12 protein-coding genes are annotated in these 15,751 nt (G+C 65.4%); 7 read left to right on the top strand and 5 right to left on the bottom strand.

Annotated elements, in window-relative coordinates; translation table 11 throughout:
- Positions 1–117 precede the first annotated feature (117 nt).
- The gene (locus ABE434_RS11780; protein ID WP_123730941.1) at positions 118–1,077 is read left to right on the top strand and encodes a TerC family protein; all 960 of its coding nucleotides are present in this window, start codon (positions 118–120) and stop codon (positions 1,075–1,077) included.
- A 97-nt stretch (positions 1,078–1,174) separates the two neighbouring features.
- The gene (locus ABE434_RS11785) at positions 1,175–1,957 is read left to right on the top strand and encodes a rhomboid family intramembrane serine protease (protein ID WP_346478965.1); all 783 of its coding nucleotides are present in this window, start codon (positions 1,175–1,177) and stop codon (positions 1,955–1,957) included.
- Positions 1,958–2,070: 113 nt separating this feature from the next.
- On the opposite strand, the gene ABE434_RS11790 is transcribed toward ABE434_RS11785, so the two are convergent.
- The 5 genes from ABE434_RS11790 to rpmH all read right to left on the bottom strand — a co-directional run bounded on the left by ABE434_RS11790 (position 2,071) and on the right by rpmH (position 7,045).
- Positions 2,071–3,123, bottom strand: a complete 1,053-nt coding sequence (locus tag ABE434_RS11790) for a glycerophosphodiester phosphodiesterase (protein ID WP_346479011.1) — start codon at positions 3,121–3,123, stop codon at positions 2,071–2,073.
- A gap of 135 nt (positions 3,124–3,258) precedes the next feature.
- On the bottom strand, positions 3,259–4,602 hold the full coding sequence (gene mnmE, locus ABE434_RS11795) for a tRNA uridine-5-carboxymethylaminomethyl(34) synthesis GTPase MnmE (RefSeq protein WP_346478966.1): 1,344 nt from the start codon (positions 4,600–4,602) through the stop codon (positions 3,259–3,261).
- A 108-nt stretch (positions 4,603–4,710) separates the two neighbouring features.
- A complete protein-coding gene (gene yidC, locus ABE434_RS11800; RefSeq protein WP_346478967.1) occupies positions 4,711–6,408 on the bottom strand; it encodes a membrane protein insertase YidC in 1,698 nt (565 codons plus the stop codon).
- A complete protein-coding gene (rnpA, locus tag ABE434_RS11805; RefSeq protein WP_176990745.1) occupies positions 6,408–6,899 on the bottom strand; it encodes a ribonuclease P protein component in 492 nt (163 codons plus the stop codon). Before rnpA ends, yidC begins: the two co-directional genes overlap by 1 nt.
- A gap of 5 nt (positions 6,900–6,904) precedes the next feature.
- Complete coding sequence (gene rpmH, locus ABE434_RS11810; RefSeq protein ID WP_006404565.1) at positions 6,905–7,045, bottom strand: 50S ribosomal protein L34; 141 nt, start codon at positions 7,043–7,045, stop codon at positions 6,905–6,907.
- A gap of 253 nt (positions 7,046–7,298) precedes the next feature.
- Between rpmH and dnaA the strand changes: the two genes are divergently transcribed.
- From dnaA to ABE434_RS11835, 5 genes are all read left to right on the top strand, one after another.
- The gene (dnaA, locus tag ABE434_RS11815) at positions 7,299–8,633 is read left to right on the top strand and encodes a chromosomal replication initiator protein DnaA (protein ID WP_176990746.1); all 1,335 of its coding nucleotides are present in this window, start codon (positions 7,299–7,301) and stop codon (positions 8,631–8,633) included.
- Positions 8,634–8,909: 276 nt separating this feature from the next.
- Positions 8,910–10,010, top strand: coding sequence for a DNA polymerase III subunit beta (gene dnaN / locus ABE434_RS11820; RefSeq protein ID WP_019184048.1), 1,101 nt, complete (start codon positions 8,910–8,912; stop codon positions 10,008–10,010).
- Positions 10,011–11,137: 1,127 nt separating this feature from the next.
- On the top strand, positions 11,138–12,235 hold the full coding sequence (recF, locus tag ABE434_RS11825) for a DNA replication/repair protein RecF (RefSeq protein WP_346478968.1): 1,098 nt from the start codon (positions 11,138–11,140) through the stop codon (positions 12,233–12,235).
- Positions 12,236–12,348: 113 nt separating this feature from the next.
- Positions 12,349–14,808, top strand: coding sequence for a DNA topoisomerase (ATP-hydrolyzing) subunit B (gene gyrB, locus ABE434_RS11830; RefSeq protein WP_346478969.1), 2,460 nt, complete (start codon positions 12,349–12,351; stop codon positions 14,806–14,808).
- A gap of 73 nt (positions 14,809–14,881) precedes the next feature.
- Positions 14,882–15,733: a CPBP family intramembrane glutamic endopeptidase gene (locus ABE434_RS11835; protein ID WP_346478970.1), complete on the top strand. Its 852-nt coding sequence runs from the start codon at positions 14,882–14,884 to the stop codon at positions 15,731–15,733.
- The last annotated feature ends 18 nt before the right edge of the window (positions 15,734–15,751 follow it).

Genomic DNA, 15,751 nt, shown 5'->3' on the forward strand with positions numbered 1-15,751 from the left:
ACTGCGAGCGAGACCTTCGCCGTATGGCGAAGCTCTGTCCCCGGATCCCCCCGATCCTCCGTTGCAGATCCTCGCCGTCCGGCTTGAGGCATTCTATTTTTCCAACGGACAAACCCAATGCAGACGATCGGTAATGTGTGGTTGTGGGGCGGCTTCGGCGCGGTGGTGATCATCGCGTTGCTGGTCGATCTCGTTTTGATGCGACACGGCGGGCCGCACAAGGTCACCTTCAAGGAGGCCCTGTGGTGGTCCATCGGCTGGGTCGCGCTGGCCCTGGCCTTCAACGGTGGCCTCTGGTACTACCTGAATGAGACCGCCGGCCAGGTGGTGGCCAACAAGGTCGGCCTGGAGTTCCTGACCGGTTACCTGGTCGAGAAAGCGCTGGCCGTGGACAACATCTTCGTGTTCCTGATGATCATGGGCTACTTCGCGGTGCCCGAGGAACAGCGCCAGAAGGTGTTGATCATCGGCATCCTGGGCGCGATCGTGCTGCGTACGATCATGATCTTCGCCGGCAGCGTGCTGCTGACCAAGTTCCACTGGCTGCTCTACGTGTTCGGCGCGTTCCTGCTCTTCACCGGCTGGAAGATGTGGTTCTCGGCCGGCAGCGAGCCGGATCTCGAGACCAACCCCGCCCTGCGCTGGATGCGCAAGCACCTGCGCCTGCTGCCGGACTATGCCGGCAACGCGATGAGCGTGATGCGCGATGGCAAGCGCTGGTTCACGCCGCTGTTCGTGGTGCTGATCCTGATCGCGGTGACCGACGTGATCTTCGCGGTGGACAGCATCCCGGCGATCTTCGCGATCACCACCGACCCGTTCATCGTGCTGACCTCCAACGTGTTCGCGGTGCTGGGCCTGCGTGCGATGTTCTTCCTGCTGGCCGGCATGGCTGATCGCTTCCACCTGCTGCCGTACGGCCTGGCCCTGGTGCTGGCCTTCATCGGCATCAAGATGATGCTGATCGACATCTTCAAGATCCCCACCCCGATCTCGCTGGGCGTGGTGGCGGTGATCATCGCCGCGACCGTGGTGTTGAGCCTGAAGAACCCGCCGAAGGAAGGCGGCCACGCCTGACCGACCGTGCCGCCTGCGGGATTGTCCCGCAGGCGGTACCTCTCTCTCCCACGGCGTTGCCCTTGTGTTCATCCGGGGCGACGCCATCCCTAAGGGTATGAACGCCAACCTGCCCCTGCCCGCCGGCGCGCCGCCGGTCCCGTCCCGCAACGACCGTGGTGGTGTGCTGCGGGCGTTCAACCTGAGCCTGGCCTTCGTGCTGCTGCTGGTCGCGGTCTATACCGCCCAGGGCCACTTCGACTGGCGTCCGTGGGCGGTGGCCCCGCTGGACAAGGCCGGCCTGCTCGGCATTCTCGGTGCACCGCTGCTGCATGGTTCAATCCAGCACCTCGGTGCCAATGCGGCCGCCCTGCTGATCCTCGGCACGTTGGCCGGCAGCGTCTATCCCAAGGCCACCCTGCGCGCGCTGCCCCTGTTGTGGGTCGGCTCGGGGCTGGGCGCCTGGCTGCTCGGCGATCTGGGCAGCCACCATCTGGGCGCCAGTGGCATCACCCACGGCCTGATGTTCCTGGTGTTCGTGCTCGGCCTGCTGCGCCGCGACCGGCCGGCGATCGCGGCCGGACTGATCGCCTTCCTGTTCTACGGCAGCATGCTGCTCACCATCCTCCCGCACGAACCGGGCGTGTCCTGGCAGTCGCACATGGGCGGTGCCTTCGCCGGCATCATCAGCGCACTGCTGTTCCGCCTCTCCGACCCGATGGCGCCACGCAAGCGCTACAGCTGGGAGGACGAGGAAGAGGACGACACCGAGGCAGCGCGCGACGCCGATCTGGAACCGCCCTCCCCGACCCGCGTACCGGTGCTGTGGCAACCGCGCGAGGGCCGCGACTTCGTGGTGCTGCCGTTCCGGCGGCGCGATGAAGGGTCATCGCTGGACTGACCGGCAACGCCATCTGATGGCATGCCGGGGTAGAGCCACGCCATGCGTGGCTGCCGTGCGCCGGACATTCCGATATCGCGCCGATCACTTTTGTACCGACCAACGGTCGGTACCTACCGGGTCGCCGGTGTGCCATCCCCATCCACCGCACGCCGGCCCAGCGCCGGATCATCGGTGAAGAACGCATCGATGCCGGTGGCCAGGTAGGCCCGCATCTCGGCGACCGAACCTTCCGCGTTGCGGGCATTCGGCTCGCCGCTGCGGAAGTCCGCGGGCTGGAAGTAGTTTTCCGGCCGGAACGTATACGGCACCACCATCAGGCCGGCCGCATGCGCATCGCGTACCAGCGACGTCGGGGTGCCCAGTTTTCCCTGCGCGTCCAGCGGAATGACCATGCGCAGGCTCGGGCCGATGCCATCGGCGTAGGTGGCCACCTCGCGCAGCCCGGCCGGGGTGATCAGGTCGGCATAGCGCTGGCTGCCCTGGGCAGCCAGCACGTCACCGGGCTGCTGCTTCGGGTCACCGAGCAGCTGCAGCAGGCGGATGTTGCTGTCGCGACCGAGCTTGCCGCGCAGGTAACGCAGGTTGCCCACCTCGAACGACTGGATCGTCACCGGCGCCACGCGCGTGTAGGCGTTGCCCTGCAGCGCGGCGACCACCTTGTCTTCCATCGGCAGGCCGATGCGCGTGAAGTAGGTGCCGTGCTTGATCTCCGGTACCAGCCCGATGCCGCGGTTGGCGCGGCCGGCCTGCTGCACCAGGAAAGCGATGATCTCGTCCAGCGTGGCGATGCGGAACTGGCCGTCGAACGCGGTGCTGCGCAGCTGCGGCAGGCGCTCGCGGGCGTACAGGGTTTTCAGCTCGGCCAGGGTGAGGTCTTCGGTGAACCAGCCTTCGATGCGTTCGCCATCGATGGTCTTGACCGCCTTGCGGCTGGCGAACTCGGGGTGCGCGGCCACATCGGTGGTGCCGCTGATCTCGTTCTCGTGGCGCGACACCAGCACACCGTCCTTGGTCATCACCAGGTCCGGCTCGATGTAGTCGGCGCCGTCGGCGATGGCCTGGGCATAGGCGGCGAGCGTGTGCTCGGGCAGCAGCGCACTGGCGCCACGGTGGCCGTAGACGGCGGCCTTGGCCGGCGGGGAGGAAGACGATTCAGCGCTCATGGCCACCGATGGTGCCACGGCCAGCGACACCAGCAACACACATCCCCACAACTGCTTGGACACTGCAAACCCCTGTCGACAAAGAACGCGGTCAGTCTGCTGCAAGGCTGTGACAGCGCGAAGAAAGGCGACCCCCTACTTCCCGATGCAGAAGCTCGAGAAGATCCGCCCCAGCAGGTCATCGGCGCTCATCCGCCCGGTGATCTCGCCCAGCGCCTCATGGGCCAGGCGCAGTTCCTCGGCGGCCAGCTCCAGGTGCTCGTGGACCAGCTCGGATTCGGCGCGCTCGGCATGGCCGATGGCCTGGCTGATCGCCTCGACGTGGCGGGCGCGCGCGGAGAACTCGCCGTCCACGCTGTCGCCGGCGCTGCCACTGGCCAGCGCGCGCAGGCGCGCGTGCAGCTGATCCAGGCCGAGGCCTGTCGCGGCCGAGACATGCACCACGTCCGCAGGGGCGTCGGACGGGATCACGTCCAGCAGGTCGCTCTTGTTGTGGATCCACAGCTGCTGCGGCACCTCGGCGATGCTGTCGCCCACCGCGTCGCGGCCGGCCTGCGGCTCGCGTGCATCGACCACCACGATGGCCAGGTCGGTCCGCTGCATCTCCGCGCGTGCCCGGCGCATGCCTTCGCGCTCGATGGCATCGCCACCCTCGCGCAGGCCGGCGGTGTCGACCAGGGTCAGTTCCAGGCCGTCGATGCGGATGGTTTCGCGCAGGGTGTCGCGGGTGGTACCGGCGATGTCGGTGACGATCGCCCGCTCACTGCCGGCCAGCGCATTGAGCAGCGAACTCTTGCCGGCGTTCGGCGGGCCCACCAGTACCGCATGCAGGCCGTCGCGCAGTTTGCGGCCGCGCTCGGCATCGTCGCGCAGCCGGAGCATCGCCTGCAGCGCGGTGACCAGGCCACTGCGCACCTGCGCCCCGCCGAGGGTGTCGAGCGGTTCGTCGGCGAAATCGATTGCCGCCTCCACGTGGATCCGCAGCAGAACAAGCTGTTCTGCGACCTCATCGACGCGACGCGAGAACACGCCGTCCAGCGAGCGGCGGGCCGCGCGCGCTGCGCGGGTGTCGCTGGCGGCGATCAGGTCGGCGATGGCCTCGGCCTGGGCCAGATCGAGCTTGCCGTTGAGGAAGGCGCGCTCGCTGAACTCTCCGGGCCGGGCCTGGCGTGCGCCCAAGGCAATGCAGCGCGCGACCAGCTGCTGGAGCACCACCGGGCTGCCATGCCCCTGGAGTTCCACCACCTCCTCGCCGGTGAAGCTGTTCGGCGCCGGGAACCACAACGCGATGCCGTCGTCGATCACCTCGCCGCCCGCATCGCGGAAGCGCGCGTAGTGCGCGTGCCGCGGCTGCATCGCGCGCACGCCGACTGCTTCGGCGATGGGCCGCGCCTGCGGGCCGGACAGCCGCAGCATGCCGACGCCGCCAGCGCCGGGCGCGGTGGCGATGGCCACGATGGTGTCGGGGGCATGGGTCATGTCGGGCTCACTGCAGCGTGCGGGGAATCAGGGGGCATTCTACGGACCACGCGGCTGCGCGGGCCGCAGATGCAGGAAACCCGCCTTGCGGCGGGTTTCCTGTGTGGCTTACTTCTTGGCGGTGACGACCGGCAGCGGATCGCTGCCATGACGCTTGGTCATCCACCACTGCTGGAGCAGGCCCAGGCCACCGTTGACGACCCAGTACAGCACCAGACCGGACGGCATGAAGGCCATCATGACGCCGAACACCAGCGGCATCAGCTGCATCATCTTGGCCTGCATCGGGTCCATGCCCGGCGCCGGGGTCAGCTTCTGGGTGGCCCACATCACCGCCACGTTGATCACCGGCAGGATGAAGTACGGGTCACGCGCGGTCAGATCCTGGATCCAGCCGAGCCACGGGGCCTGGCGCAGCTCCACCGATTCCACCAGCACCCAGTACAGCGCGAAGAAGATCGGCATCTGGATGAGGATCGGCAGACAGCCGCCCATCGGGTTGATCTTCTCTTTCTTGTACAGCTCCATCATCGCGGTCTGGAACTTCTGGCGGTCATCGCCATAGCGTTCCTTGAGCTGCGCGATGCGCGGCTGGAAGCGACGCATCTTGGCGCCGGACTTGTACTGCACGGCCGAGAGCGGATACAGCACCAGCTTCAGCAGCACCACCAGGCCGACGATCGCCCAGCCCCAGTTGTTGACGACCTTGTGGACCTGGTTCAGCACCCAGAACAGGCCCTGGCCGATGATCGCCATCAGCGAGAAGCGGCTGTAGTCGACCACGCGGTCCAGGCCCTTCACGTCTTCCTTGGCGATCAGGTTGACCAGCTTCGGGCCGACCCACAGGCGGGCCTCGGTGCTGACCTGCTGGCCCGGGGCCACGGTGAAGGCCGGGCCACGCGCTTCGATCTGGTCGCGGCCGTTGTTCTGCGCCAGCGAGTACTGCGCGGCCTGGTCGGCCTGCGGAATCCACGCGGTGAAGAAGTGGTGCTGCAGCATCGCCAGCCAGCCGCCGGTGATGGTGCGGTTGAGGTGGCCGTCGTCCAGGTAATCCTTGAACGCGCGACGCTCGTAACCGTCCTGCGGGCTGAACCAGGTCGCGCCGTTGAAGCTGAACGAGTCCGGGTTGGTCATGCTGCGCGAAAGGATGGTCGGGGTGCGGTCCAGGGTGCGGAACACGTAGCCGCTCCACGGAGCGCTGCCGCCGTTGACCACTTCATCCTTCACCGTGATCGCGTACTCGTTGCGACCCAGCGAGTAGGTACGGCGGATGGTCACGCCGTTCGGGCCGGTCCATTCGAAGGGCACCGTGACCTCGTCCTGGCCCTTGGCCAGCACGAAGTCGTGGTTGTCGCCGACCAGCTTGAAGCCGTTGGCGGCCGGCACCGGCATGGTCTTGTCTTCGCTGATCCAGCCACTCACCGCGCGGTACGGGTGGGTCGCCTCTTCGGTCAGCAGGCGGACCGGCGGGCTGCCTTCTTCCTTGGTCTGCGGGAACTGCAGCAGCTCGGCGTCCAGCACCGTGCCACCGTCCAGCACCAGGCGCAGCACGTCGGTGGTGATGGTCACGCGGGCCGGGCCCGTCGCCGCCTGCGCGGTCGGCTGGACCGCCGGCAGCGTGCCGTCGGCCTGGGGCACGGCGGCACCGGGGATGCTGCCGGCAGCGGCACCCGGCACGCTGGCCTGGGTGGTCTGGGTGGCCACGGCCGGGGTCGGCGGCGCGGCTTTGTCGCGGCCCCACTCCATCCACAGCAACACGGCCACCATCAGCCAGGCAAAAATCAGGAAAACGCGGGTCTGGTTCATCAGCGTGCAGGCTCGGCGGGGCCGGCACGCAATGCCGGCTCGGACTGGGAAAGGGGTGCAACGCCCAGGGGCGGCGGCATTGTGCCGTCCGCGCCCGGCATGGGCAATGCGCCAAGGCGGCGCAGCAGGCGTTCAAAGGCCTGGCGGATTTCGGGATTGCTGGCGGTACGGGCGGCGCTGCGGGCAACGACGACATAATCGCCGGCACTCATCCACGGCCGTAGATGGCGTGTGGCATCGCGCAACACACGCTTCACTCGGTTGCGACCCACGGCTCGGGGATCGACTTTGCGCGACACCGCAAGACCCAACCTGGCTGGCGTATCGCTCTTCAGCCAGTGCAGGGTCATCAGCGGATCGGACACACGGCGGGCGCCGTTGAAGACCGTTGTATATTCGGCACGCGTACGAACCCGCGCAGAGCGAGGAAATCGCTTGCGCGGGTCGGAACTGCTCACAGTCAGGATTGCGTCTGCCGCGGAAAGCGGCATTGCAATCAAGCGCTCAGGACTTTACGGCCCTTGGCGCGGCGACGCGACAGGATCTTGCGGCCGTCAGCGGTCTTCATACGGGCACGGAAGCCATGGTCGCGCTTACGCTTGAGGTTGCTGGGTTGGAAAGTGCGCTTGGTGGCCATGCGGGCCTCTATATGAAGGGGACGGAAAGAACCGGAAATTCTATAGACCTCATCGAGGTCCCGTCAAGTGTCTCTCACTACGGGAATTCACCGGGCTGTGCAATAGCTGTGGATCATTTTGTGAATAACTTTGGGACAACCATTCCCGGCCCCCCTCGTCGGTGGTAGTCTGCGCCATCCATTCTTCCCCCCTTCCGGCCTGCGGTGCGGCGCTTTTGTTCGCCTATCCGCTGGCCTCAGACGATTATTGCCGATGGATGCCTGGTCTCGTTCCCTCGAACGCCTCGAAGCGGAGTTCCCGCCCGAAGATGTTCACACCTGGTTGAAGCCGCTGCAGGCAGATCTGCGCGCGGACAGCCTGGTGCTTTATGCGCCAAACGCCTTCATCGTCGACCAGGTGCGCGAGCTGTACCTGCCGCGCATCAAGGAGCTGGTGGCGCACTTCGCCGGTTTCGGCGACGTTTTTCTTGAAATCGGCTCGCGTCCGCGTCCGGTAGAGGCGCAGATCGCGTCGATTCCGGGCCTGTCCGCGCCCGCGGCCCCGGCGGAACCGCTGGTGCCGTTTGCCGGCAACATGGATTCGCACTACACCTTCGCCAACTTCGTGGAAGGCCGCAGCAACCAGCTGGGTCTGGCCGCGGCGTTCCAGGCGGCGCAGAAGCCGGGCGACCGGGCCCACAACCCGTTGCTGCTGTACGGCGGGACCGGGCTGGGCAAGACCCACCTGATGTTCGCGGCCGGCAATGCGATGCGTCAGGCCAATCCGGCGGCCAAGGTGCTGTACCTGCGTTCGGAGCAGTTCTTCAGCGCGATGATCCGTGCGCTGCAGGAAAAAACCATGGACCAGTTCAAGCGCCAGTTCCAGCAGGTGGACGCGCTGCTGATCGATGACATCCAGTTCTTCGCCGGCAAGGACCGTACCCAGGAAGAGTTCTTCCATACGTTCAACGCCCTGTTCGACGGCAAGCAGCAGATCATCCTGACCTGCGACCGGTACCCGCGCGAAGTCGAGGGCCTGGAAGCACGGCTGAAGTCGCGGCTGGCCTGGGGCCTGTCGGTGGCGATCGAGCCGCCGGACTTCGAAACGCGTGCAGCGATCGTGCTGGCCAAGGCCCGCGAGCGTGGCACCGATATCCCCGACGATGTGGCGTTTCTGATTGCCAAGAAGATGCGCTCCAATGTCCGCGACCTCGAAGGTGCGTTGAATACCTTGGCCGCCCGCGCCAATTTCACCGGCCGTGCGATCACCACTGATTTCGCCCAGGAAACCCTGCGCGACCTGCTTCGCGCCCAGCAGCAGGCGATCAGCATTCCCAACATCCAGAAAACCGTGGCCGACTACTACGGGCTGCAGATCAAGGATCTGCTGTCCAAGCGTCGGACCCGGTCGCTGGCCCGTCCCCGTCAGGTCGCCATGGCCCTGACCAAGGAACTGACCGAGCACAGCCTGCCGGAAATCGGCGACGCCTTTGCCGGCCGGGACCACACCACGGTGCTGCATGCCTGCCGGCAGATCCGGACGTTGATGGAAGCGGACGGCAAGTTGCGGGAAGACTGGGACAAGCTGATCCGGAAGTTGAGCGAATGATGCATGTACGCCGCTAAGGCGTCATCGCATAAAACGGTGCAGAATCCGGTAGTAAGCGCGGGATAGGTTGTGGATAAAAAAGCCGCTCGATTCGACGGTAAAGTTATCCACACCTTTCCCCACCCCTTGGGGGCTAGTAATGCAGAGGGTTTCGAGGTCAGAAATCCTTTTGTTTACAAAGGCTTAGTCGTGTTTTCCCGCGATTCTGGCCCTACCAGCACCACCAAGCTTTTGATTTATTCCACATTTTTTTAAAGCATAGGGGCACGGAACCACATGCGTTTCACACTGCAGCGCGAAGCCTTTCTCAAGCCGTTGGCACAAGTCGTCAACGTGGTCGAACGCCGCCAGACCCTGCCGGTTCTGGCTAATTTCCTGGTTCAGGTCCAGAACGGACAGCTGTCGCTGACCGGCACGGACCTGGAAGTGGAAATGGTGTCGCGGATCGCGGTGGAAGATGCCCAGGACGGCGAGACCACCATCCCCGCCCGCAAGCTGTTCGAGATCATCCGCGCCCTGCCCGATGGCAGCCGGATCACCGTCTCGCAGACCGGTGACAAGATCACCGTGCAGGCCGGGCGCAGCCGCTTCACCCTGGCAACGTTGCCGGCCAACGACTTCCCGTCGGTAGACGAAGTCGAAGCGACCGAGCGCGTGGCGATCGGCGAAGCGACCCTGAAGGAACTGATCGAGCGCACGGCGTTCGCGATGGCCCAGCAGGACGTGCGCTACTACCTCAACGGCCTGCTGTTCGACCTGCGTGGCGATGCCCTGCGTACCGTGGCGACCGACGGTCACCGCCTGGCGCTGTGCGAAACCGAGCTGGAAAAAGCCAGCGGCGCCAAGCGTCAGATCATCGTGCCGCGCAAGGGCGTGACCGAGCTGCAGCGTCTGCTGGAAAGCGGCGATCGCGAGATCGAGCTGGAAGTCGGCCGTAGCCATGTCCGCGTCAAGCGCGACGATGTGACCTTCACCTCGAAGCTGATCGATGGCCGCTTCCCGGATTACGAGGCCGTGATCCCGATCGGTGCCGACCGCGAAGTGAAGGTCGATCGCGAAGCGCTGCGTGCCTCGCTGCAGCGCGCTGCGATTCTGTCCAACGAGAAGTACCGCGGCATCCGCGTGGAAGTCTCGCCGGGCAACCTGAAGATCAGCGCGCACAACCCGGAGCAGGAAGAAGCCCAGGAAGAAATCGAGGCCGATACCACGGTCAGCGATCTGGCCATCGGCTTCAACGTGAACTACCTGCTGGACGCGCTGTCGGCACTGCGCGATGAGCACGTCGTTATCCAGCTGCGCGATTCGAACTCCTCCGCCCTGGTCCGTGAGGCCAGCAGCGAGAAGTCGCGTCATGTGGTGATGCCGCTGCGTCTGTGACCTGAGACGCACAGGTTCCACGTGGAACCGAGTGGTTCAGAGAAGCCCGGCAATGCCGGGTTTCTTTTTGGGCGGAAGAAACGATGTTCCACGTGGAGCATTCACGGAGGTGCGGATATCGATACCGGTCTGCCGCCCGGTTGAACCTTCGAACCTCCAGCCAACGCCTTGTCGGCGTTCGGTCGAGCGGTCATCCGCAGCAGTGCGTCACCTGGCGCGACGCTCACACGCCAGCCTCGATCCAGCGCTGGCCATCGACCTGGAGGCGATCATCCGATCCAGTCGATTGCCCGCTCCCGCCGTGGTCGATTCCCGAAGATCCAGCGTCGTGAATGAGCTGGATTTTCCTCTTGCCTTGGAGCGCGGCGGCGGCCTGCTTTTGAACGGCTGAATCACAGCTCTAAGCTTTTAAAAACTGTATATAAATCTAAAGCTAGGTGGTGGTGGTAGGGCCAGATTTGGTTGAAAAGTAGGTTAAGTGGTTGGTTTGAAAGGGAAATATAGCCTCGAAACCCCCGGTAAAACAGGGTCTAAGCCTGGGGGTGATCCTGTGGATATCTTTCAAGCCCCTCCGAGGGGTGCTTTTTATCCACAGATTGCCCATGGGTTGTGCATAAGTCATACATGGGGGATGTGGACAGTCTCGTTTGGGTCTGCGTGGCGTCCGTTGGATTCTGGACAGCCGTCTCCACCTCCGTCTCGCAGAATTCAAAGAAATGGGCTGCCGGCTCAGATCGAGCCGTCCTGACGGGTGGAAATCAGCGCGAATTTCTTGAAATCTGCAGGGCCTCCCTGCTGCGCACGCCTCAGATTTGAAGAAATTCAGCGGGTTTCCGCGTCGTGATCACGCTCATCCAGTGACATGTTCCACGTGGCGCACCGCATATGCCCAACTCGGCCTGGGCGGCGGTACCGCAGCGACCGGTCTCTCGTGGTGGCTCGCGCCCTCGGATGGATGCCGTTGGGGGCCGGATGCCTTTCGGGCCCAGACATCCTGCAGGAAGAGTCGACATCTCCACTGCGGTCCACTCTGCGCGAGGCGGTGTCCCACGTGGAACCAGGGCAATGCAGTAAGCTGATCGATTCCCCCTACCCGTCTGCCGCCCCGTGCGGCGTTGATCGTCCGCATGCACATCCGCCGTCTGTCCCTGCACCAGGTCCGCCGCTTCGATACCGTCGAACTGGCGCCGAAACCGGGCATCAATCTGATCACCGGTGACAATGGCGCCGGCAAGACCAGTGTCCTGGAGGCGCTGCATGTGATGGCGTATGGCCGCAGTTTCCGCGGCCGGGTGCGGGATGGCCTGGTACGTCAGGGGCGGGAGGCGCTGGATGTGTTCGTCGAATGGGACGAGCAGCGCGAAGGCGCCGATACACCGACCCGTCGAAAGGCGGGGCTTCGCCACAGCGGCCAGGAGTGGAAAGGGCGGCTGGACGGGGAAGACGTCGCCCAGCTGGGCACGCTGTGTGCAGCACTGGCCGTGGTGACCTTCGAACCTGGCAGCCACGCCCTGGTCAGTGGCGGCGGTGAGCCCCGCCGGCGGTTCCTCGATTGGGGCTTGTTCCACGTGGAACCAGACTTCATGGGGCTGTGGCGGCGGTACTCACGGGCCCTGAAGCAGCGCAATGCCCTGCTCAAGCAGGGCGGGCACCCGCATGCCCTGGACGCATGGGATCGGGAACTGGCCGAAGCGGGCGAGCCACTGACGACCCGCCGCCAGCACTACCTGGAGCGGCTGCAGGAGCGGACCGTGGAACTGGCCGCCGTACTGGCGCCCAATCTGGGCATCCAGTCGTTGAACCTCAGCCCTGGCTGGCGCAAACAGGAGCTGTCCCTTTCCGACGCCCTGCTCCTGGCCCGCGAGCGCGACCGGATGGCCGGCTACACCTCGGTGGGTCCGCACCGGGCCGACTGGAGTGTCGTGTTCGAGACCATCCCCGGGCGGGATGCGCTTTCGCGCGGACAGGCCAAACTGACCGCCCTCACCTGCCTGCTGGCCCAGGCCGAGGACTACGCGGAACAGCGCGGGGAATGGCCGGTCATCGCGCTGGACGATCTTTCTTCCGAACTGGATCGCCACCACCAGGCGCGGGTGCTGGAGCGGTTGAAGGCGGGCCCGGCGCAGATCTTCATCACCGCCACCGAAGTCCCGGCGGCCCTGGTGGACGCACCGGATATCACCCGGTTCCACGTGGAACATGGACAGGTCCAGCCTGTGCCATAGTGGTCCCCCAGGGGCCACGGTGCCCGGCTGGTATAATTGCTGTTGCAACCCCTTATTACCCGGCGCCCCGCCTCACGGCGGTGGCCCGACCTGCGGAGCCTACGGCAAGCGCAATGACTGAAGAACAGAACATCCCCGCAAACAGCGGCAACTACGACGCCAACAGCATCACCGCCCTGGAAGGCCTCGAGGCTGTCCGCAAGCGTCCTGGTATGTACATCGGCGACGTCCATGACGGCACCGGTCTGCACCACATGGTGTTCGAGGTTGTCGACAACTCCATCGACGAAGCCTTGGCCGGTCACGCGGACAATGTCTCGGTCATCATCCATGCCGATGGCTCGGTCTCGGTGTCGGACAACGGCCGTGGCATCCCGACCGGCAAGCACGAGCAGATGAGCAAGAAGCTCGACCGCGAAGTCTCCGCGGCCGAAGTCGTGATGACGGTCCTGCATGCCGGCGGCAAGTTCGACGACAACAGCTACAAGGTTTCAGGCGGCCTGCACGGCGTCGGCGTCAGCGTGGTCAACGCGCTGTCCCAGAGGCTGCTGCTCGATATCTACCAGGGCGGCTTCCACTACCAGCAGGAATTCGCGGACGGTGCGGCGGTCAACTCGCTGAAGCAGGTCGAAGCCAGCAGCAAGCGCGGCACCACCCTGCGCTTCTGGCCGTCGGTGAAGGCGTTCCACGACAACGTGGAGTTCCACTACGACATCCTGGCCCGCCGCCTGCGCGAACTGTCCTTCCTCAATTCCGGCGTCAAGATCGTGCTGGTCGACGAGCGCGGCGATGGCCGCCGTGACGACTTCCATTACGAAGGCGGCATCCGCAGCTTCGTGGAGCATCTGGCGCAGTTGAAGACGCCGCTGCACCCGAACGTGATCTCGGTGACGGGCGAGTCCAACGGCATCGTCGTGGACGTGGCGCTGCAGTGGACCGATTCCTACCAGGAAACGATGTACTGCTTCACCAACAACATTCCGCAGAAGGACGGCGGTACCCATTTGGCCGGCTTCCGCGGTGCGCTGACCCGTGTGCTCAACAACTACATCGAGCAGAACGGCATCGCCAAGCAGGCCAAGATCAACCTGACCGGCGATGACATGCGCGAAGGCATGATCGCGGTACTGTCGGTGAAGGTGCCGGACCCGAGCTTCTCCAGCCAGACCAAGGAAAAGCTGGTCAGCTCGGACGTGCGCCCGGCCGTGGAAAGTGCCTTCGGCCAGCGCCTGGAAGAGTTCCTGCAGGAAAACCCGAACGAAGCCAAGGCGATCGCCGGCAAGATCGTGGACGCCGCGCGTGCCCGTGAAGCGGCGCGCAAAGCGCGCGATCTGACCCGCCGCAAGGGCGCGCTGGATATCGCCGGCCTGCCGGGCAAGCTGGCTGACTGCCAGGAAAAGGATCCGGCGCTGTCCGAACTGTTCATCGTCGAGGGTGACTCGGCAGGTGGCTCGGCCAAGCAGGGCCGCAACCGCAAGAACCAGGCGGTGCTGCCGCTGCGCGGCAAGATCCTCAACGTGGAACGCGCGCGCTTCGACCGCATGCTGGCCTCGGATCAGGTCGGTACGCTGATCACCGCGCTGGGCACCGGCATCGGCCGGGACGAATACAACCCGGACAAGCTGCGCTACCACCGCATCATCATCATGACCGACGCCGACGTCGACGGCGCGCACATCCGTACGCTGCTGTTGACGTTCTTCTACCGTCAGATGCCGGAGCTGATCGAGCGCGGCCACATCTACATCGGCCTGCCGCCGCTGTACAAGATCAAGCAGGGCAAGCAGGAGCTGTACCTGAAGGACGACCCGGCACTGGACGCGTACCTGGCCAGCAGCGCGGTGGAAAACGCCTCGCTGATTCCGGCCGAAAGCGAACCGGGCATCGAAGGCGTGGCCCTGGAGAAGCTGCTGCTCTCCTATGCCTCGGCCCAGGAAACCATTGCGCGCAACGGCCATCGCTATGACCGCCAGGTGCTCGAAGCGCTCATCGATTTCACCCCGATGGATCTGGAACACCTGCGCAAGGCCGGTGCCGACGAAGGCCTGGCCGCGCTGGCAACCCGTCTCAACCAGGGCAGCCTCGGCTCGCCGCGCTACACGCTGGAACTGCAGGAACCCACCGACGAGCGTCCGGCCGCTGTGCTGGTCACGCGTCGCCACATGGGCGAACAGATGATCCAGGTGTTGCCGCTGGCCGCGTTCGAAACAGGCGAACTGCGTGCGCTGCACCAGTCCTCGCTGCTGCTGCATGGCCTGGTCCGCACCGGAGCCAAGATCAGCCGCGGCGCCAAGTCGGCCGAGGTGGCCAGCTTCGCGGAAGCGCGCAACTGGCTGCTGGACGAAGCGAAGAAGGGCCGCCAGATCCAGCGATTCAAGGGTCTGGGTGAAATGAATCCCGAGCAGCTGTGGGACACCACGGTCAATCCCGATACCCGTCGCCTGCTCCAGGTGCGCATCGAGGATGCCGTGGCTGCCGACCAGATCTTCAGCACGCTGATGGGCGACGTGGTCGAACCGCGCCGCGACTTCATCGAAGACAATGCGCTGAAGGTCGCCAACCTGGATATCTGACACAATCGGGGACGGGCCGGCCGGGTGCGACCTGCACCCTGGCCGGCCATCGCCCCCCGATGCCAGGAATCCGATGTCCGCAACCACCCCGGCGTCCATGACGCCTCCGCTGCCCCCCGTCGTCCCCTCTTCACCGCGCGCGCCAGGTTCTCCGCTCGCGGGGTTCTTCATCGATCTGGGCATCGGCGCAGCGGTCCTGCTGTCGCTGAGCCTGATCGGCGGGCTGATCTGGGGGTTGTATCGCGGCGCGACCGTGGGTTACCAAGCCGCCCGCGACGGCGCGGATGCGTCCGCCGTGGCGGATCTGGCCCAACAGCTGGGCCAACCGGGTGCACTTGCCCAGATCCTGATGGCACTGGGCGCCACCGGTGGCGCGGCGCTGGTGCTGTACTTCTTCCGTCGCCGGGCCACGCCCGCCGAACGTGCACTGTCCTTCCAGGCCGCGCGTCGCCCCTCGACATGGGGTTGGACGCTGCTGGTCGCCACCGCTGTGATCATCGGCAGCAACCTGATCGCCTGGCTGGCCAAACAGGCCGGCATCGAGCCGGTGCCCACCAATCTTGCGCTGATGGAACAGGCGGTCACGCGCTTCCCGTGGTTCCTCGCTCTGTTTGCCGTCGTGCTCGCGCCGGCTTACGAAGAGCTGCTGTTCCGCCGTGTCCTGTTCGGTCGCCTGTGGCAGGCCGGCCGCCCGGTGCTGGGCATCGTCCTGAGCAGCCTGGCCTTCGCGCTCGTGCATGAAATCCCCGGCACCAGTGCCAACGGCCCGTGGGAAATCGCCCAGCTGTGGCTCGTCTACGGCAGCATGGGCGCGGCCTTCGCCTGGTTGTACCAGCGCACCGGTACCCTCTGGGCCCCGATCGCCGCACATGGGTTGAACAACGGCATCGCGCTGGTGGCGCTGATGTTCCTGGGCATCCAATGATCGATGCGCGGCTTGACG

The sequence above is a fragment of the Stenotrophomonas sp. TWI1183 genome, assembly GCF_039673115.1.
GTDB lineage: Bacteria > Pseudomonadota > Gammaproteobacteria > Xanthomonadales > Xanthomonadaceae > Stenotrophomonas > Stenotrophomonas maltophilia_AA.

Coding starts and splice junctions, on each gene's coding strand:
- ABE434_RS11790 (WP_346479011.1), bottom strand. CDS start 3,123: ATGAGCGCTGAATCGTCTTCCTCCCCGCCGGCCAAGGCCGCCGTCTAC.
- dnaA (WP_176990746.1), top strand. CDS start 7,299: ATGGATGCCTGGTCTCGTTCCCTCGAACGCCTCGAAGCGGAGTTCCCG.
- rnpA (WP_176990745.1), bottom strand. CDS start 6,899: ATGCCGCTTTCCGCGGCAGACGCAATCCTGACTGTGAGCAGTTCCGAC.
- ABE434_RS11780 (WP_123730941.1), top strand. CDS start 118: ATGCAGACGATCGGTAATGTGTGGTTGTGGGGCGGCTTCGGCGCGGTG.
- ABE434_RS11835 (WP_346478970.1), top strand. CDS start 14,882: ATGTCCGCAACCACCCCGGCGTCCATGACGCCTCCGCTGCCCCCCGTC.
- gyrB (WP_346478969.1), top strand. CDS start 12,349: ATGACTGAAGAACAGAACATCCCCGCAAACAGCGGCAACTACGACGCC.
- ABE434_RS11785 (WP_346478965.1), top strand. CDS start 1,175: ATGAACGCCAACCTGCCCCTGCCCGCCGGCGCGCCGCCGGTCCCGTCC.
- yidC (WP_346478967.1), bottom strand. CDS start 6,408: ATGAACCAGACCCGCGTTTTCCTGATTTTTGCCTGGCTGATGGTGGCC.
- mnmE (WP_346478966.1), bottom strand. CDS start 4,602: ATGACCCATGCCCCCGACACCATCGTGGCCATCGCCACCGCGCCCGGC.
- rpmH (WP_006404565.1), bottom strand. CDS start 7,045: ATGGCCACCAAGCGCACTTTCCAACCCAGCAACCTCAAGCGTAAGCGC.
- recF (WP_346478968.1), top strand. CDS start 11,138: ATGCACATCCGCCGTCTGTCCCTGCACCAGGTCCGCCGCTTCGATACC.
- dnaN (WP_019184048.1), top strand. CDS start 8,910: ATGCGTTTCACACTGCAGCGCGAAGCCTTTCTCAAGCCGTTGGCACAA.